Source organism: Micromonospora sp. NBC_00858, assembly GCF_045207365.1.
Classification (GTDB): domain Bacteria; phylum Actinomycetota; class Actinomycetes; order Mycobacteriales; family Micromonosporaceae; genus Micromonospora.
Genome location: NZ_CP108828.1, coordinates 2,306,754 through 2,324,131, shown reverse-complemented (window position 1 = coordinate 2,324,131; position 17,378 = coordinate 2,306,754). Strand labels below are relative to the sequence as shown.

Sequence of the window (17,378 nt, the reverse complement as noted above, 5' to 3'; positions counted from 1 at the left end):
ATCTGGACAATTCGTCGGATGCGGAGGTGATTCTGAACGACTCGGAGCGATGGCACGCATTTCAGTGTCTTTTGCCGCCCCGCGCCGCGGTGGCCGACGCGTTTCTCACCCGTGGCCTCAGCCCACTGCTGCACGACCTCCAGGCCGCTGGCGAACTGTCCGGCTGGTCATTCACCCGACAGTCCCCACGGTTGGTCAACCTCCACCTGCTGGGCAGCGAACCGCGACTGTTGTCGGCCCGACTGGCCGGGCTGTGTGTGGCGGTCGGGGCGAAGGGTCCCGTCCACGCCCCACACCTCGCTGCCCCGCCGACCCGCGACCCACGGCTGGTCGGCGTGGCGGTCGACCTGATCGGAATGACCCCGGGCCGGCAGGCCCGGCTCTCCGCCGCCGTGGACCTCGCGATGGTGGCGGCCGTGCACAACTGTCCCGCGCTGCGCGACGGGGGCGTGGCCGTCATGCCGGGCGCGCGCTGGCGGCGGATCACCGACGCGCTGGCCACCGAGTGTCACCCGTTGACCTGCTGGTCGGAGCTGCTGGAGGCGTGCCGTCGCGCGCCGGGGTACGACGGCGCGATGACGTTCGACCTGGTCCACCTGCTGCACAATCAGCTCGGGCTCAGCCCTCGTGACGAGCAACGGGTGCACGCCGACCTGATCCGCTCGCTGTCCCGACGGCGGAACGGCGCACGCCGCTCACCCCGGTCACACCTGAGCGTGCTGCATCCCGGGGTGGTCCGCCCGAAGAGTTGAGTGCGCGGCGTCAGGCCCTGGCCGGGGTCCGCGACTGGCTCATCGGCGAGGTCAGCCGGTGTGGCGTACCTCGGTGTCCCAGATCTGCGCCCACGGACGCCGCAGCCCCCGGCACACGTAGATCGGGCCACCGTTCTCGTCGTTGTCCACCTCGACCCGCTGATCCACCCGTCCGCCGAGCACGCATGCGTCGAACCAGGCGGTCAGCGGGTCGGGGCGCTCCCAGCCGACGACGATCACCACGTCGGCGTCGGCGGGTGGCCGGCCGAAGTCGACCATGCTGTTGTGCCGGGAGTACGCGCGGGGCAGGTCACGGGCCGGGCCGTAGCGGGCCAGCGCTCCGGCCTCGCCGTAGTTGCCGGTCAGGATGACCGCCCGCGAACGCTCCTCGGGTGGCAGGCCACGATGGACGGTGGCGACCGAGTCGGCGAACGCCGGCCACCCGATGGTCTCGCCAGCGTCATAGTTGACGTCGAGCACGAAACCGGGCAGCCGGTCGGCCGGCAGCACCGGCAGCAGCAGCACGACGGTGGGCAGGAGGAACGGCACCGCGCCCAGCGCGAGCAGGCCCCGACGCAGCCTCAGTGCGCCACGCGACGCCCACGCGGCGGTGACCACCGCGCCGGCGGCGGTGAGCACCAGCAGCAGCGGCGCGTCGTAGTAGCCCTTGCCGCCGGCGAGCAGCACGATGCCGACGACGACCAGCCAGGCCCAGCCCACCGCCCGGTACGCCCGCCACCGGGGCCGGCGTAGCAGCGCGACGAGGCCGGCGATCCAGATCGGCACGGCGTACGGGCTGATGATGACGAACTGGAGGATGAGCGCGTCGAGGCGGCCACTGTAGGAGCTGTCACCGTCGGAGATCGAGGCGGCCACGCCGAGCTGCGGGAAACCGTGCGCCGCCTGCCAGATGAGGTTCGGCGCGGCCAGTAGCGCGGCGAGCCCGGCGGCGGCCAGCACCCACCGGTCGCGCAACAGCCGGCGTGGCCCGGCGATGGCCAGCCCGGCGATCAGGCCCACGGCCAGCAGCGCGGGCAGCACCTTGTTGAGCATGCCCACGCCGAGCGCCAGCCCGATGCCGAGTGCCCACCGGCTGTCGCCGGTGCGCAGCAGCCGCACCGCGCACAGCGCCGCGGCCAGCCAGGCCAGCAGGTCGACGGTGGTGGTGCTGAGCAGGTGGCCGCCGGCGAGCACGATGCCGGAGAACGCGGCGAGCACCGCCGCGAAGGTCTGCCCGCCCCGGCCGGCGCCCAACTCCCGGGCGATGGCGGCGACCAGCAGGACCGCTGCGCCGGCCAGCAGTGCCGATGGCGTACGCAGCACCACCAGGTTGCCCGGCGCAATGGTGTCGAGCAGCCGGGCCAGCGCCGGGACCAGTGGACCCTGGTCGACGTAGCCCCAGTCGAGGTGCCGGCCGCAGAGCAGGAAGTACAACTCGTCGCGGTGGTAGCCGTAGCGGCCGGCGAGCAACAGCAGCGTCAGGCTGACCGCGCCGGCCACCAGCCACGGCCCCAGCGTGCGCGGGCCGGGCGACGGTGGCCCCGGCGGCGGGGACGTTGGGGCCGGATGCTGGGGGCGGTCGGTGGTGGCGGCGGCTTCGCTCACGCACACATCATCACCGATGGGCCGCCGTAGCACTGGCCCGCCGCGTGACTGCTGGGGTATCAGCGCCCGACCCGGCAGTGCGGGACCGATCCGGCGAGAGTTCCATCAGCCCGCCTGTTGTTGGCCAGGGCGACGTCAACGAATGCTCCGACGCTGACCTGCGCGGCGTCCGCCAGCAGGGCGATGAGCAGTAGTCGATGCTGAGTGTGCTCCGGTTCGTCGGGTACGTCGGTGGCCGGCGGTCGGTGGCCATCAGGGAGCAGTGCGGCCAACAACTTCCTGTCCACTCTTGGTAGCCAGGCCTCAGAGTGGTCGACCTGCGCCTCCAGACGTGGCCACTGGTCCCGCCCGTCCGGGTCGAGTTCCTCGACGAGCAGCCCTGCGGTGTCCCTGAGGACCTGGTGTGCCCACGCGTGGGGCAGCCGCAGGAGGCGCCCGGCGGACGTCTGGAACTGCCCGTGGTCCGTCCGGTTGGCCGCTCGTACCCCGGCCACCACGGCGTTCCACAGCTCCTGCTCTGCCGGTGTAGGCAGCTGCCACATCACCATCTCCTCTCTGTTGCTGGTCGGGCCGATGCCTGCTGGCCCGGACCTCGGCGGCACTATGCCTTCTGTTGGGGTGGCCGGCACGGGCCCGTAGGAGGCGAGACCCGTGCCGGCCGACGGTGATCACCCCCATCACCGTCTCCCGCCGGCGGCGGCTCAGCCGGACCCTGTCGATTCCCGGCCGTGCCGTCGCGGCGTGCTTTCGCGCCGAACAACACTCACGTCAGTACTGATCGGGCGTGTTCGTGGCGCACCTCTGGAACGTCCTGCTCCTCGGCCGCGACAGCCCCCGAAGCCGGCTGCACCGTCCGATCTCGCCCTGTCGTTCGCGGCGGCCGGGGCCAGGGCAGCAAGCGAGGCGCTCGTCGGGCGCTGAGGTCCTCGATCCAACCGAGGGCCAGAACCAGGCCGGTGAGGAGCACCAGGGCCACCACCAGGTAGCCCAGCATGCCGAGTCGCCAGACCCCGAGCAGGTCACCGACGGCGAAGCAGACCGCGATGGCGGCGTTGTGCCAGAGGTAGATGGTCAGGGCCCGGCTGTTCAACGCGGTGACCAGCCGGTCGAGTGGCCGGATCCGGGCCAGCCAGGTCATCGGTGGGGACACCCGCAACAGCAGCAGCACGAATCCGAGCGACCAGAATGCCTGCGCCACCGGGATGTCGTTGAGGTCGAGCCCGGCGCCGGGATGGGTTGCGAGCCAGCCGACGGCGAGTCCCAGGCACAGCGCCGCCAGGGCCAGCAGAGACCGGAGTGGGAGCCGCCGCAGCTGACCGTCTCGGTGTGCGAAGCCCAGGAGCCAGCAGGCGCCGAACGTGGCCAGGTCGGTCAGTACCGAATCCGCCGGCCCGCCCAGTGTCGGCGCCGCGGTCTGCAGCAGGACCACGCCGGCCAGCGGCGTGAGCACGGACCACACCGGCCAGCGGCGGTACAGCGTCAGCACCGCGGGGGAGAGCAGCACGAACCACAGGTACGCGACGAGGTACCACAGCACATCCGTGACGTCCGCCGCCCACGCACTGCCGGGCGGCTGCAGCACCGGGACCAACCAGCTCAGCAGCGCCGGCCAGGCCGGACGGTCGGACCAGCCGTGCCAGAGCATCAGGGGCAGGAGCACGATGCCCAGGGCCCACAAGGCCGGCAGCAGGCGCCGGAGCCGACCGCTGACCGCCCGCTGCGGCGAGCGGTCGAGCGAACTGGCCATCAGGGAGCCACCCAGCGCGAACATCACGCCCATGGCGGGGAAGGCGAAGCTCAGCCAGGCGGCCCCGAACATGTGGTACGTGATGACCCGAGCCAGCGCGAGCGCCCGCAACGCGTCGAACCAGCGGTCGCGCCCCTCGCGTCCGGCCGTCGCCGGAGACGCGGCGAGGCGGTTGTCGTCCACGACGTCACCGGCCCGCTTGAGCTTGCGCCAGCCCAGCCGGGAGCCGGTCAGTGCGGTCACCACGGACCGGGCCAGGACCACGTACATCAGCTGGCGGTAGGCGAACTGCTGGATCGGTAGGGTCAGCAGCGGGCGCATCCGTTCCCGGTCGAGCCGGAAGGCGACTGCGGCGGTCGCGGCCTGGACGAGCAGCATCGCTACCCAGGCCACCGCGGTCTTCGTCGTGTCCAGGAAGAAGAGGCCATAGAGGGCGAGCAGGTCCAGCACCGGGCCGAGCAGTGGCAGCACCACGCCGAAAAGGGCGAGCATCGGCAGGCCGAACCGGCCGAATCGGCCCGAGGCGCCCCGGTCGAAGACCGCGCGCCGGTGCTTCCACATCGCCTGCATGGTGCCGTAGCTCCACCGGTAGCGCTGCCGCCACAACTCGCGCACGGTGGCGGGTGCCTCCGTCCAGGCGCGGGCGCGGTCCTGGTACACCACCCGCCATCCGGCGCGGAGGATCGCCATGGTGATGTCGGTGTCCTCGGCCAGGGTGTCGCCGCTCATCCCCCCGACGCCGACCAGGGCGCGGCGGCGGAAGGCCCCGATCGCTCCCGGGACCGTGGCGATGCAGCCCAGCCTCTCGTAGAACCGACGGTCCAGATTGAAGCCGATGACGTACTCGATGTGCTGCCACTGGCCGAGTAGCCGCCGCCGGTTGGCGACCTTGACGTTGCCGGCCACCGCTCCGATCCGCGGGTCGTTGAACGGCTCGATCAGCCGTCGGATCGCATTCGGCTCGAAGACGGTGTCCGCGTCGACGGTCACGATGATGTCGTACGAGGCGTACAGGAGTCCGGTGTTGAGGGCGCTGGCCTTGCCGCCGTTGGGCTTGCGGATCACCCGGACGCGGTCCAGGCCCAGCGAGTCGACGAGGTCCGCTGTGCCGTCGGTCGAACCGTCGTCGACCACGATCACCTCGATGTCCCGGTGGTCGTTGGCCACCAGCGATAGGACCGTGGCGACTATTCCGGCCCGTTCGTTGTACGCGGGCACGATCACCGACACCGGTGCGTCGAACGCTCCCCAGGGCCAGCGATGCGCCCGTCTGCGCCGAGCGATCCTGCCGGCGATCAGGAGCAGCAGCACCGTCCGGGTCAGGACGAGGACCCCGACCACCACGAAGAGTAGGGCGAGCCCGCGCAGGATCGAGTCCGCCAGCCGGATCGCCCACACCACGGGGGCGGCCCCCCAGCGGTCCGCGGCCGACGTGGGGGCGTTGCCGACGAAAGGAGCCGCGCCCTGCCGTGCCCGGTTCATCCCGTCGCTGACCGTGGTGAAGGTGTAGCCGCGCGCCTGCATCATCGGGATGAACCGGTCCAGCGCCGCGATGGTCTGCGACCGGTCTCCGCCGGCGTCGTGCAGCAGCACCACGGCTCCCGCTCCGTCGGCCGGCGTCATGTTCCGCACGATCGCGTCGACGCCGGGTCGGGCCCAGTCCTCGCCGTCGACGTCGTTCACCACCGTCAGGTAGCCGAGTCGGCCGGCCTCGCGGATCACCGGCCAGTTCGCGTCGTCGACAGCGCCGGGCAGCGAGGAGTAGGGGAAGCGCAACAGACTGGTCCGGACGCCGGCCGCGTCCACGATCGCCATCTGGGTCTGCGCGTACTCCATCCGTTGTCGCCATCCCGGCAGCAGGCTCACGTCGGGGTGGGTGAAGGTGTGCACGCCGAGCTCGTGACCCTGCTGGACGGACCGCCGGACCAGGTCCCGGTGCCTGGCCACCTGCGAGCCGATCACGAAGAAGGTGGCCGGGGCTCGGTGTCGGTGCAGGACGTCCAGCACCCGGGGGGTCCAGACGGGGTCCGGCCCGTCGTCGAAGGTGAGGGCGATGGTCCGCGCGGGCAGGCGGTAGGAGCGGGGCTGGTCGTACCGGGCATCGATTACCGGCCCGCCGTTGAGAACGTCGGTCGGGACGGTGCCCTGGTCCTCGGGCTCCCGCACGTGATCGGGTCTGAAGCTGGAGTTGGCGTACGCCTCCACCAGCAGCACGCACATCACCACCGTCACCAGGGAGGCGCAGACGAACCGGCTGATCCCCGGGCCGATACCGCCGGGCCGACGGTCACCGGCGTGGCCGGCGGCGCGGCGGCGACGGTTCACCAGGATCATCCCGCCACCCATGGCGCGAGCTCAAGCGTGATCGGCCGGGTCGCGGCGGGTTCGGGACTGGGTTCGGCCGGGGTGGACATGGTCGGCGAGGCGGTTACGGGCGGTGTCGAGCCCTCGGGAAGTGGCGCCGGCGGCGAGGTCGGGGGCACTGGGGTGGCGGACGGACGACCGGTCGGGAGTACGTCGGTCGGGGGGCTGGGTTCGGGCTCGGGAGGTTTGGTCGACGGCACGGTGATCGGTGCCGAGTCGTCCGGTGCCGGGTCGGCCGGAGGTTCTGGACCGTCCATGGTGTCCTCCGGCTCCGGGGTGAGGTTCGGATACGGATCGGCGAGCGGCGACGGCGCCGCGTGAAGCTGTTCTCCGGTCCCGCCGCCGGGGTCGCCGACGAACAGTGGAGCGGGTTGCGCTGGCGCTGCCGGACCAGGGAGCAGGGCGGTCGCGGCCATCGGCAGGTAGCTCAGCGAGGCGACTGCGAGCAGCACGCCCGCGCGTCGAATCCGGCGGCGGCGGATGCCGGTGGCGTCCACGAACACCGGTTCGATGGGTCGGGACAGGACAGTGGGCAGAACGTGCTGAGGGAGACCCGGCAACCCATCGAAAGACATGTGAACAGCCACCGGTCGAGGTTATGGGGAGCTTGTCGGTGTATGTCCTGATTCTTGACACAGGCTCCGACGGATACTTCGCCATTCGCATATCCGGAAATACGGGCTGTCAGCGGTCGAACAGAACGATCGGATACTAAGTGACGAAACAGGATTCGAAGGCCGTACTGGTGTCTCGATCGGCGAAACAGGACGAATAGGGCGGCCACCACTGAACGGCGCACGAAGTTTCCTAGCTGGACAAACACGACATACACCCCAAGGCTCCCTCTCGCCTCGGGTCCCGCAAACGGCCGCCCCCGCCGTCAGGGTCGGGACGGCGGTGGCAGGATCGGCCAGTTCGCTCGACCGGAAGGAAGACATGCGCTATCGCACTCTGGGCGCCACCGGCACGGTGGTGTCGACCCTGTGTCTGGGCACCATGACCTTCGGCGCGGAGACCGACGAGGCGGGCAGCTTCGCCCAGCTGGACCGGTTCGTCGAGGCCGGCGGCACCTTCATCGACACGGCTGACGTCTACTCCGCCGGCGTCTCCGAGGAGATCGTCGGCCGCTGGCTGCGGGCGCGGCCCGAGCTGCGCGAACGGCTGGTGATCGCCACCAAGGGACGGTTCCCGATGGGCCCCGGGGCGAACGGTGCCGGCCTGTCCCGGGTACACCTCACCCGAGCCCTGGACGCCAGCCTCCGGCGACTCGGGGTCGAGGCCGTCGACCTCTACCAGGCGCACGCCTGGGACCCGCTGACCCCGCTTCCGGAGACGCTGCGGTTCTTCGACGACGCGGTCCGCGCGGGCAAGATCCGCTACGCGGGGGTCAGCAACTTCACCGGTTGGCAGTTGCAGAAGGCTGCCCTGCTCACCCAGCACCTCAACCTCACCCCGATCGTGACCCTGCAGCCGCAGTACAACCTGCTGGCCCGGGAGATCGAGTTCGAACTGGTGCCGGTCTGCGCGAACGAGGGCATCGGCATCCTGCCGTGGTCACCGCTGGGCGGTGGCTGGCTGACCGGCAAGTACCAGCGCGACAGCGTCCCCACCGGTGCCACCCGGCTCGGCGAGAACCCGCAGCGCGGCGTCGAGGCGTACGCGGGGCGCAACGCCGAGGAGCGCACGTGGCGGGTGATCGACGCGGTCACGCAGGTCGCGAAGGAACGTGGCGTGTCCATGTCGGCGGTGTCGCTCGCCTGGTTGGCGGCCCGACCGGCGGTCACCTCGGTGATCCTCGGTGCGCGGACCACGGCGCAGCTCGACGACAACCTGACCGCCGCTGACCTGATCCTCGACGCGGAGCAGACCCGGCTGCTGGACGAGGCGAGTGCCCCACTGGTGGGGGACTACCCGTACGGCCGGGCCGGTGTGCAGCAGCGCGGCCGCGAGCTGCCGACCACGTCCGCACAATGATCGTCTTCCCGGAGCCCACCGCCCCCGCCGGCAGCCGCACCGAGGTCTTCCTTCGCTACCTGGACTACTTCCGGGAGTCCGTGACGGCCAAGGTGTCGGCGCTGCCCGAGTCGGAGCTGCGGCGCAGCCGGCTGCCGTCGGGATGGACCCCGCTGGAACTGCTCAAGCACCTGCGCCACGTCGAGTTGCGCTGGATCGAGTGGGGCTTCCAGGGACGGGACGTCGCCGAGCCGTGGGGCGACCGCCGCGGGGACCGCTGGTACGTCGCCCCCGACGAGACCCGCGCGGACCTGGTGGCGGCGCTGCGGGCGCAGGGCGCGCACACCACGACGGTGGTGACCGCGCACGACCTGGCGGAGATCGGCGCGCCGGGCCCGCGCTGGAACGGCGCAGATCCGGCGTCGCTGGAGCGGGTGCTGTTCCATCTGGTCCAGGAGTACGCCCGCCACCTCGGCCACCTCGACGTGGTCACCGAACTCGCCGGTGGCCCGGCCGGAGAGTGAGTGAACCCGCCCCGATAATGGGCGAGTGCCGCTGCTCGTCGCGCCCGCCATGCCCGCCGGGAGCCTCGGCGCCCAGACCCAACCCCACCTTCCGGTACGTCCCGGACTGGCGCTGCGGGGGTGGCGCGACGACGACGCCTCGGCGGTCCGGGCCGCCTTCGACTGTCCGGCGATCCAGCGGTGGCACGTCCTCCGCCTCGACGACGACGAGGCGAGGGCGTGGACGGCGCAGTGGGCCGGCCGTTGGCGCGACGAGACGGCCGCCAGTTGGGCGATCGTCGACGCCGACGACCGACCGGTCGGTCAGGTGGGGTTGCGAGGCGTGCTGCTGGCCGAGGCGTCGGCGCAGGTGTCGTACTGGGTCTTGCCCGCCGCGCGTGGTCGGGGAATCGCCACCGACGCGCTGCGGGCACTGACCCGGTGGAGTTTCACGCGGGCCGGCCTGCACCGGTTGGCCCTGGAGCACTCGACCGCCAACGCGGCGTCGTGCCGAGTGGCGACCCGGGCCGGCTTCGCAGTGGAGGGCGTGCTCCGGGGGTCGGTTCGCCACACCGACGGCTGGCACGACATGCACCTGCACGCACGGCTGCGCACCGGCGGCCGGATCTGATCAGCGGACGCCAGCTAACGGGCCCCGCGCCCGGGTACGGTCCCGATCTAGTCGATGACCGGCGCGGATACCGTCGGCGTCGCGCCATCCTCGTCGGCGCGTCGCATCGCCCGTGGCAATCGCAGCGCGACGATACCGGTAGCCACCAGGCCGCCGACACCCGCGATTATCAGGGTCACTGGGGCGGAGGTTGCGTCCAGCAGCAGGCCGCCGGCGATGTAGGACGTCGCGGCGGCGACCCCGATTGCGCCGTACAGATTGCCGAAGACCCTGCCGAGCATGCCCGCTGGAACCGTACGTTGTAGCAGCGTGCTGGAGGCGACGTCCATGGCAGCCAACCCCAACCCACGGACGGCCTGCAGGGCGATCGCGGCGGCGATGGCCCAGGCGAGCCCGGTCAGCAGGTTACCGACACTGCTGACAGCGAAGCCCAATATCAGCAGCAGCGGCATCGACGCCCGCGTGCCCCACCGGGACAACATGGCATAACCGGCCACAAGTCCGAGGCCGACCGCGCCCAGCAGAAGCCCGACCGCGGAATTGCCAACCTGAAAGGTGTCCCGGGCCAGCAGCACCAGCGCCACGTCATCGACCCCGTTGAAGGCGACCACCGCAGTGAAGCCAAGAAAGATGACCCGCACCGTCGGAACACGTAACAGATAACCAATCCCCGCTTTGGCCTGTCGCAGCAAGGACGGCTGGTGCCCATCGCCGGTCGCCGCCGGGAGTGAGGGAAGCGCCGCGAGCAGCACGGCTGAGACCAGAAACGACACGGCGTCGACGAGCAGCAGACCACGCACTCCGACCAACGGGAACAGGGCCGCAGCGATCAGCGGGCCGACCGCCTCTGCTCCGTTGGAGCCGAACCCGACGGTGGAGTTGGCGGTCTCCAGGTCACGGTCACCAACCAGTGCAGGCACCGCCGCCCGAGACGCCGGTTGAAAGATCTGCGAGGCGGTGGCGCGGATCGCGACGAGGGCCAGCAACACCGGCAGCGGAGGCAGGGTCAGCACAATTACCAGCAGGACCACAGCTTGGATGAGTTCGCAGACGACCATCAGCCGCCGGAGATCAAGCCGATCGGTGAGGGCGCCGGTGAAGGGACCCAACAGGGATGGAGCGAAATCTCCGACAAGCAACAAGAGGGAGATTGCCAACGCCTGGCCTGTCGTGTCGGCGACGTGGAGCATGAGCGCGACAAGGCTGAGTGAATCGCCTGCGTAAGAAACAACCCGTGCCGAGAAGAGGGCTCGGAAGGGCCCGTTGCGGCGAAGCAGCTGGGTTGGACGCAACGACTCAGCGCCTGCCGTGGCGGCCGCCGCGCCTGACATGTCGAATCTCCTCTATCGATGAGAGCTGAGGTGAGGCACCGTAATGCCGTCGCCAAACCGGCACGCTGAGCGCGGTGTCCAACCGATGCGCGGGACGGGGTGAGCTGCGCGCGGTGCCGTTCACCGACCAGCCTGTGGCTGAAACGTAATCATCTAAGCGTCGGTGAGCGCGTCATTAATGCCGTCTGCACGAGCGGGGGTTGAGGCACTGCCGACGCCGGCGGGTTCGGCCGCTTGCGGTTGCGGGGCCGCGGGCCAGGTGAGCCGGCGTACGCCGGGGACGAGCGCGGTGCCGGCGCAGGCGGTCAGGACCAGCAGGCCGGCGATCGCCAGCGGTACGGGCGCGCCGAACGCGTCGGCGGCCAGCGGCGCCAAGGCGTAGCCCAGCGGCATCGCGCCCAGCGACACCAGCCAGTCGTACGAGGTGACTCGTGCCAGGACCTCGGGCGGGAACTGGTGCTGCACGACGGTCTCCCAGACCGGGTTGAGGTAACCGAGGGCGGTCAGCGCCACCCCGTAGGCGACGATCACCGCCGGGGCGGGCGCGGCGACGGCGAGCAGCAGCAGTGGTGCGGCGTAGCTGGCCAGCCCGAGGTTGGCCAGCAGCACCGGCCGGTGGAGCCGGACCCGCCCGGCCAGCAGCGAGCCGGTGAGCATGCCGATCGCGCCGGCCTGCAACAGCAGCACCCAGGTGGCCTCGCCGCCGAGGCGGTCGATGGCGATGGCCGGCCCGAGGGTCATCAGCACGGCGGCGGCGCCGTTCCACATGCCGTGCCCGATCAGGCTGGTCCAGAACCAGTCGCGGGCGCGTACCTCGCCGAAGCCGTGCCGCAGGTCGGCGAGGACGGAACGGCGGGGTACCGGCACATGCCGGACCCGGACGAACGCGAGCAGCGTGGCGCTGAGCGCGAACGACGCGCTGTCGATGACGAACGCCCAGCCGGGGCCGGCGGCCCAGATCAGCAGGCCGGCCAGCGCCGGGCCGGCGAGTCGGCTGGTGTTGGCGGTGATCCCCATCAGGGCGTTGGCACGCTGCCGGGCGGCCGGTTCGACGGTGCCGGCGACCAGCGGGGAGGCGGTCGGCATGGCGAACGCCGAGGCGGTGCCACCGAGCGCCGAGGCCACCACGATGGTGCTCAGCGACGGGTCGCCGCCGAGCAGCTCCACACCGACCGCGAGCTGGGTCGCGCAGCGGACCAGGTCGGCCACCAGGGCGACCCGACGGGCGTCGAACCGGTCGGCGACGACGCCGCCGAGGGGCAGCAGGAGCAGCCGGGGAACCATGGCCGCGGCGAGGACGACCGCGAGCGCACTGGTGGAGCCGGTGGCCCGCAGCACGGCCAGAGCCAGGGCGGCGGGCACCACGGCGTCACCGACCGAGGAGACGGTCCGGCCCAGGAACAGCAGCCGGAAGGAGCTGACGCGCAGAGGGTTGGTCACCACCGCAAGGTACTTCGATACCGAATATTTCGTCAACGAATATTTCGGTTGCGATAGGCTCTGCGGGTGACCACCGCCCACGACTCCGTCGACCGGCATGTCGAGCGCTGGCTGCCCGTCCTGCCCGACCTCGACGCCGACGTCGAAGGCGCCGTGACCCGGATGGGCGTCGTGACCCGGCACCTGCGCACGGTGAAGGAGCGGGTCCTTGCGGACTTCGACCTGCCGGCGCACGAGTACGACACGCTGCACGCGCTTGCCGGCCGGCAGGGGCGTGCCGCACCCTCGGAACTCGCCGCGGATCTGGCGATGGCGCCGGCCTCGATCACCGCGCGGGTCGACAACCTGGTCGAACGCGGCTACGTGCGGCGGACGCCGTCCACTGTCGACCGGCGTCGGGTGGATGTGGAGCTCACCGACGCGGGCCGGGCCGCATGGCACGGGGCGATGGACGTCCGGGGTGCCGAGGAGCACCGGCTGTTCGGCGCGCTCACCCCGTCGGAGCGCCGACTGCTCTCCGACCTGCTGCGTCGGGTACTTCTCGTCGCCGAGCAGCCGGCCAACTCGGCGGGCACATCGGACCCCGACTGAGCGCCGGCCCAGCGCACACCGATCCACCTCCGGCCGACGCCACGCGCCCGAAAATCGCCTGGCGGTCCGCGTACCGCTGGTGCAAGGGTGACCGGCGTGACAGCGAATGCTCTGGCCGGCGCCCTGGCCGACGACGGACGACGGCGGGTCTTCGCGGCGATCGTGCTCGGCGCGGCCGGCGCGGCCCAGATCGCCGAGCGGACCGATCTGCCGGCGCGGGCGGTGCACACCGCGATTCGCCGGCTCACCGACGCGGGCCTGGTGACCGGCCCCGACGGCGCCCTGGCGGCCGACGAGGTGTCGCTGCGGGCGGCGGCGCGCGAACGCCGTCCGGCCGACGACGCCGGCCCGGCCGACGACCCGGTGCTGCGCACCTTCCTACGCGGTGACGTGCTGGTGGGCCTGCCGGCACAGCGCGGCCGGCGGCGGGTGCTGCTGGCACACATCGCCGAGCGGTCCTTCGAGTCGGGCACGCGGTACCCCGAGCGGGTGGTGGACGAGGCGCTCAAACCGTGGTGCGCCGCCGGCGGGTCCGACCACGCCACGCTGCGCCGCTACCTGATCGACGAGCAGTTGCTCACCCGCGAGCACGGGATCTATCAGCGGCCCTGATCGTCCGCTGCGCGAACCGTCCCGTCTCGGAACATGTTGCTAGCCTCCGTGCATGACCTCCTGTACGCCCACCGACGGCCCGCCCGACCTGTTGTTCCTGCTCTCCTGGGCGAGCCACGCGCTCCAGGCCGAGCACGCCGCGGGCCTGGCCGAGCTGGGCATCTCGCCGCGGGCGCACTACGTCCTGGCGCAGGCCCGCATCGGGGGCTTGACCCAGCGGGAGATCGGCGAACGGTGCGGCGTGGACAAGACCACCATGGTCGTCACGCTGGACCAGCTGGAGCGGGCCGGGCTGGCCGAGCGTCGCCCTGCGCCGACGGATCGCCGCGCCCGGCTGATCACGGTGACGGCCGCCGGGGAGCGGGTCCTGGAACGGGCGCAGGATGTCGTGCGCCGCATTCAGGCCGATCTCCTCGCCACCCTGCCCGTGCAGGACCAGGAGGCATTCCTGCGCGCGCTCACCGCGTTGGTGAGCGGCCCGCTGGCCAACACCTCCCCATACGCGCCCGGCAGCCGCTCCGGATGCTAGTTCCGTAGCAGATAGTCTTGGACGGGACTATCTGCTACGGTCGCACTTGTTCGTGCCCCCCGATCGAGGAGCCGTCATGAGTGCGACCGCCGAACCAACCGTCACCACCGCCACCTCGTCACTGCGCCGTGGCGTCGTCGGCGTCGCCGCCGCCGTCCTGGCCTGCCTGGTCATCTGGGGGATCGGCGAGGTGGCCGGAGTCGACTACACCGTCGAGAGTCCGGGTCAACCCGCGTTGGTCATCGGGCCGGGCCAGATCATCGGGATCGCCCTCGGCGCGGCCCTGCTGGGCTGGGCGGCGCTGGCACTGCTGGAGCGGTTCGCGCCGCGGGTCGCCCGCATCGTCTGGATCTCGCTGGCCGTCCTGGTGACCGTGCTCTCCTTCGGCCCGCTGTTCGGCATCGAGGCCACCACCGGCGCCAAGTTCGCCCTCGGCGCCATGCATGTGGCCGTGGCGGTCGCGCTGATCGCGCTGCTGCCGTCCCGCCGCCGGTAGCGTGCCGGGCCGCCGGCACCCGCCTGGAGCCGGCGGCCCGGGAACGTTCGCCCTGCTCGCCCTGCCACCGGCGGCCCTGGGACGGCGGAAAATGCCGTTGACCGGACGCTGATGATCGACAGGTGACCACAACCGTCCGACCCGACTGGGTGACCACCACCGTCCGTCCCGATCAGCCCGATGCGGCACGGCTGCTCCGCGAGTACATGACGGAGATGGTGGTCCGCTACCACCGTCGCCCGGCCCTGCCCGGCGAGGTCGACGAGGCGCTGGCCGAGTTGCCCAGCGACGACCTGACGTACCCGAGCGGCCTGCTGGTGCTCGCCCACCACGGCGCGGAACTGGCCGGCTGCGCCGGGCTGCGGTGGTACCCGGACTGGGCCGAGCTGACCAGGGTGTTCATCCGCCCCGCTCACCGCGGCGCTGGCGGGGGCGCCGCGTTGCTCGCCGCCGTGGAGCGGCACGCCGGGGCGGCCGGGGCGGACCGGATCCGGCTGGACACCCGCGCCGACCTGGTCGAGGCCCGCGCCCTGTACGCCCGGCACGGCTACGTTGAGATCCCGGCGTACTCGCAGGGCCCGTACGCCGAGCACTGGTTCGAGAAGCGGCTCCGCTGAGGGGTTGAGCCAGCAGCGTGCTCAGCGTCCGCCCCGAGCATCGATCGTCTCCACAGAAGCACCGCCCGGCTGGTCGGCGTCCACCTCCGGCTCTCCCGCGCGGTCGGCACCGGCATGTGGATAGAGCGCGGCGAGCGCGTGGGCGGTGTCGGTGAGACGTTCTCGCAGCTCGGCGGGGGCGAGCACCTGCACCTGCGCGCCGAGTTTGAGCAGTTCGACATGACCGTGCCGGATGGACTCGATCGGCACGGTGGTGAGCAGCCAGCCGTCCGCGTCCGGCGCTCCGGCGGCCGCGTGCGCCGCCCGGCTCATCGCTGGCGGGAAGAGATGCACGGTCTGCGCCAGCGCCGCTGCGGTCATTCGTACCCGGGCCTCGGCGCGGTAGACGCTGCTCTCGTAGCGCTCGGCGTGCTCCCGCCAGCAGGCCGCCAGGTCGAACCCGGTCGGCCGGTCGACGTGCACGGCCAGCACCGTCAGCTCCAGGATGGCGCCCACCCGGTAGGTGCGTACCTGCCCGTCGGCGGCGGCGACCAGATACCACCGGCCGGCCTTGAGTACCACGCCGAGCGGGTCGAGGGTGCGGGTCACCTCCCGGGGCGCCTGCCACCGCCGGTAGCGCACCCGGATCCGGCGGTCCTCCCACACCGCGTCGGCCAGGGTGGCCAGGTGCGGGGTGGGCTCGGGCTCGCGGAACCAGCTCGGCGCGTCCAGGTGGAACCGCTGCCGGATCCGCCCGCCCCGGTCGGTGAGGTCCGCCGGCAGTGCGGCCTGCAACTTCAGCTCGGCGGCGGCCAGCACCGAACCCAGGCCCAGCTCGGCGGCCGGACCCGGAACACCGGCCAGGAACAGCGCCTCGGCCTCACCCGCGGTCAGCCCGGTCAGCCGGGTGCGGTAGCCGTCGAGGAGTCGATACCCGCCTGCGGGACCGCGCTCGGCGTACACCGGCACCCCGGCGGCGCCCAGCGACTCCACGTCCCGGTACACCGTCCGGACCGAGACCTCCAGGGCCTCGGCCAGCTCTGGCGCGGTCATCCGCCCCCGGGTCTGCAGAAGCAGCAGCAGGGAGACCAACCGACTGGCGCGCACCCGCCCGACGGTAGCCGGCGCGCCGCACCCCGACACCGGGCGCATCCCTCGGCGCGCCTTCAGGGTCTTCCCATCCGGAGCTGAGAAACTTTTTCACATGGTGTCCTCCGACGCTCCGGTGCTCGCCCGTCCGACCGCCCGACCGGCCCTGCCCGGCGGGCCGGTCGACGTCACCGAGGCCTGGCTGCGCAACCGCCGGCTGTCCGAGCACACCCGCGACGCGTACCGGCGCGACATCACCGGCTGGCTCACCTGGTGCGCCGGCCGCGACCTGGACCCGCTGCACGTCACCTTCCTGCACGTCAACGAGTACGCCCGGGCCCTGGAGTCCACCCTCGGCGCCCGCAGCGGCCGACCGCTGACCCCGGCGACCGTGGCGCGCCGGCTCTCCGCGCTGTCGAGCTGGTACGACTTCCTCGTCAAGCTCGGCGCGATGCCAGCCAACCCGGTCTCCGGCGCGGACCGGCCCCGCGTCGACCGGGACCACTCCGCCACGGTCGGCCTCACCCCGGAGGAGGTGGACGCGCTGCTGAGCGCGGCCGACGCGGACACCGGCCAGACGGCCGCCCGCAACCGGGCCGCGATCGCGCTCCTGGCCGACCTGGGCCTGCGGGTCGGCGAGCTGATCTCACTGGACCTGGCCGACCTGGGCACCGAACGCGGGCACCGCAGCGTGCGCTTCATCGGCAAGGGCGGCAAAGCACGCCGGCGCGCCCTCACCCCGGGCACCGGCTACGCGGTGGACGCCTACCTGGCCCAGCGGGCCGCCGCCACCGGCGTGCCGGTGCCGCAGCTGAGCGGGCCACTGCTGGTCACCGCCAGTGGCGCCCGGATGGACCGGCACTCGGTGTTCCGGCTGGTCCGCCGCCTGGCCCGGACGGCCGGCATCCCCGCCTGGGCGAGGCTGTCCCCGCACTCGCTGCGGCACGCCTTCGCCACCACCGCCCGCTCGGAGGGTGTCCCGCTAGAGGACGTGCAGGACGCGATGGGGCACGCCGATCCGCGTACCACCCGCCGCTACGACCGGGACCGGCACAACCTCGACCGCGACCCGTCGTACGTGGTGTGGGCGGCTCGGTCCCGCCGTCGCGGCTGAGCCGTCGTACCCCCGCCATACGGTC

At 72.0% G+C, this 17,378-nt stretch carries 17 protein-coding genes; 10 read left to right on the top strand and 7 right to left on the bottom strand.

Translation table 11 applies throughout. The annotated features are described in order from the left end of the window. Nucleotides 1–89 precede the first annotated feature (89 nt). Nucleotides 90–752 (top strand): hypothetical protein, encoded by a 663-nt coding sequence (locus OG990_RS10970; protein WP_406080236.1) that lies wholly within the window; start codon nucleotides 90–92, stop codon nucleotides 750–752. A gap of 51 nt (nucleotides 753–803) precedes the next feature. Here OG990_RS10970 and OG990_RS10965 read toward each other — a convergent pair whose 3' ends face one another. The 4 genes from OG990_RS10965 to OG990_RS10950 all read right to left on the bottom strand — a co-directional run bounded on the left by OG990_RS10965 (nucleotide 804) and on the right by OG990_RS10950 (nucleotide 6,971). After that, complete coding sequence (locus tag OG990_RS10965) at nucleotides 804–2,357, bottom strand: glycosyltransferase family 39 protein (protein ID WP_406080235.1); 1,554 nt, start codon at nucleotides 2,355–2,357, stop codon at nucleotides 804–806. 59 nt (nucleotides 2,358–2,416) lie between these two features. Then, nucleotides 2,417–2,899: a hypothetical protein gene (locus tag OG990_RS10960; RefSeq protein WP_406080233.1), complete on the bottom strand. Its 483-nt coding sequence runs from the start codon at nucleotides 2,897–2,899 to the stop codon at nucleotides 2,417–2,419. Nucleotides 2,900–3,120: 221 nt separating this feature from the next. Beyond that, the gene (locus OG990_RS10955) at nucleotides 3,121–6,438 is read right to left on the bottom strand and encodes a glycosyltransferase (protein ID WP_406080232.1); all 3,318 of its coding nucleotides are present in this window, start codon (nucleotides 6,436–6,438) and stop codon (nucleotides 3,121–3,123) included. Next, a complete protein-coding gene (locus OG990_RS10950; RefSeq protein ID WP_406080231.1) occupies nucleotides 6,435–6,971 on the bottom strand; it encodes a hypothetical protein in 537 nt (178 codons plus the stop codon). The genes OG990_RS10955 and OG990_RS10950 overlap by 4 nt, the downstream gene beginning before the upstream one ends. Nucleotides 6,972–7,404: 433 nt before the next feature. On the opposite strand from OG990_RS10950, the gene OG990_RS10945 reads away from it, so the two are divergent. From OG990_RS10945 to OG990_RS10935, 3 genes are read left to right on the top strand one after another with little or no spacing between them, the layout of a single operon-like run. After that, a complete protein-coding gene (locus OG990_RS10945) occupies nucleotides 7,405–8,442 on the top strand; it encodes an aldo/keto reductase (protein WP_406080230.1) in 1,038 nt (345 codons plus the stop codon). Continuing rightward, a complete protein-coding gene (locus OG990_RS10940; protein WP_406080229.1) occupies nucleotides 8,439–8,945 on the top strand; it encodes a DinB family protein in 507 nt (168 codons plus the stop codon). Before OG990_RS10945 ends, OG990_RS10940 begins: the two co-directional genes overlap by 4 nt. A 25-nt stretch (nucleotides 8,946–8,970) precedes the next feature. Beyond that, on the top strand, nucleotides 8,971–9,555 hold the full coding sequence (locus OG990_RS10935; RefSeq protein ID WP_406080228.1) for a GNAT family N-acetyltransferase: 585 nt from the start codon (nucleotides 8,971–8,973) through the stop codon (nucleotides 9,553–9,555). 47 nt (nucleotides 9,556–9,602) lie between these two features. Here OG990_RS10935 and OG990_RS10930 read toward each other — a convergent pair whose 3' ends face one another. Both OG990_RS10930 and OG990_RS10925 read right to left on the bottom strand, forming a co-directional pair. Beyond that, nucleotides 9,603–10,886 (bottom strand): MFS transporter, encoded by a 1,284-nt coding sequence (locus OG990_RS10930; protein ID WP_406080227.1) that lies wholly within the window; start codon nucleotides 10,884–10,886, stop codon nucleotides 9,603–9,605. A 153-nt stretch (nucleotides 10,887–11,039) separates the two neighbouring features. Then, the gene (locus OG990_RS10925) at nucleotides 11,040–12,326 is read right to left on the bottom strand and encodes an MFS transporter (protein WP_406080226.1); all 1,287 of its coding nucleotides are present in this window, start codon (nucleotides 12,324–12,326) and stop codon (nucleotides 11,040–11,042) included. Between the two features lie 66 nt (nucleotides 12,327–12,392). Between OG990_RS10925 and OG990_RS10920 the strand changes: the two genes are divergently transcribed. From OG990_RS10920 to OG990_RS10900, 5 genes are all read left to right on the top strand, one after another. Further along, nucleotides 12,393–12,917, top strand: coding sequence for a MarR family winged helix-turn-helix transcriptional regulator (locus OG990_RS10920; protein ID WP_386991380.1), 525 nt, complete (start codon nucleotides 12,393–12,395; stop codon nucleotides 12,915–12,917). A 96-nt stretch (nucleotides 12,918–13,013) separates the two neighbouring features. Further along, nucleotides 13,014–13,529, top strand: a complete 516-nt coding sequence (locus tag OG990_RS10915) for a DUF2087 domain-containing protein (protein WP_406080225.1) — start codon at nucleotides 13,014–13,016, stop codon at nucleotides 13,527–13,529. A gap of 52 nt (nucleotides 13,530–13,581) precedes the next feature. Continuing rightward, nucleotides 13,582–14,058 carry a MarR family transcriptional regulator gene (locus OG990_RS10910; RefSeq protein ID WP_355604422.1) on the top strand — a complete coding sequence of 159 codons (477 nt, stop codon included), beginning with the start codon at nucleotides 13,582–13,584 and terminating at the stop codon, nucleotides 14,056–14,058. A 76-nt stretch (nucleotides 14,059–14,134) separates the two neighbouring features. Continuing rightward, nucleotides 14,135–14,554, top strand: coding sequence for a DUF6069 family protein (locus OG990_RS10905; protein WP_406080224.1), 420 nt, complete (start codon nucleotides 14,135–14,137; stop codon nucleotides 14,552–14,554). A 122-nt stretch (nucleotides 14,555–14,676) separates the two neighbouring features. After that, a complete protein-coding gene (locus OG990_RS10900) occupies nucleotides 14,677–15,171 on the top strand; it encodes a GNAT family N-acetyltransferase (RefSeq protein WP_355604416.1) in 495 nt (164 codons plus the stop codon). A gap of 21 nt (nucleotides 15,172–15,192) precedes the next feature. On the opposite strand, the gene OG990_RS10895 is transcribed toward OG990_RS10900, so the two are convergent. Next, nucleotides 15,193–16,257: a helix-turn-helix transcriptional regulator gene (locus OG990_RS10895; protein ID WP_406080222.1), complete on the bottom strand. Its 1,065-nt coding sequence runs from the start codon at nucleotides 16,255–16,257 to the stop codon at nucleotides 15,193–15,195. A gap of 97 nt (nucleotides 16,258–16,354) precedes the next feature. Here OG990_RS10895 and OG990_RS10890 point away from each other — a divergent pair, with 97 nt between their 5' ends. Beyond that, the gene (locus OG990_RS10890) at nucleotides 16,355–17,353 is read left to right on the top strand and encodes a tyrosine-type recombinase/integrase (RefSeq protein WP_328416665.1); all 999 of its coding nucleotides are present in this window, start codon (nucleotides 16,355–16,357) and stop codon (nucleotides 17,351–17,353) included. Nucleotides 17,354–17,378: the final 25 nt, after the last annotated feature.

What these genes read in the sequence shown, in the direction of transcription:
- OG990_RS10955 (WP_406080232.1), bottom strand. Translation starts at nt 6,438, where the DNA reads ATGATCCTGGTGAACCGTCGCCGCCGCGCCGCCGGCCACGCCGGTGAC.
- OG990_RS10940 (WP_406080229.1), top strand. Translation starts at nt 8,439, where the DNA reads ATGATCGTCTTCCCGGAGCCCACCGCCCCCGCCGGCAGCCGCACCGAG.
- OG990_RS10890 (WP_328416665.1), top strand. Translation starts at nt 16,355, where the DNA reads ATGGTGTCCTCCGACGCTCCGGTGCTCGCCCGTCCGACCGCCCGACCG.
- OG990_RS10960 (WP_406080233.1), bottom strand. Translation starts at nt 2,899, where the DNA reads ATGTGGCAGCTGCCTACACCGGCAGAGCAGGAGCTGTGGAACGCCGTG.
- OG990_RS10905 (WP_406080224.1), top strand. Translation starts at nt 14,135, where the DNA reads ATGAGTGCGACCGCCGAACCAACCGTCACCACCGCCACCTCGTCACTG.
- OG990_RS10910 (WP_355604422.1), top strand. Translation starts at nt 13,582, where the DNA reads ATGACCTCCTGTACGCCCACCGACGGCCCGCCCGACCTGTTGTTCCTG.
- OG990_RS10945 (WP_406080230.1), top strand. Translation starts at nt 7,405, where the DNA reads ATGCGCTATCGCACTCTGGGCGCCACCGGCACGGTGGTGTCGACCCTG.
- OG990_RS10930 (WP_406080227.1), bottom strand. Translation starts at nt 10,886, where the DNA reads ATGTCAGGCGCGGCGGCCGCCACGGCAGGCGCTGAGTCGTTGCGTCCA.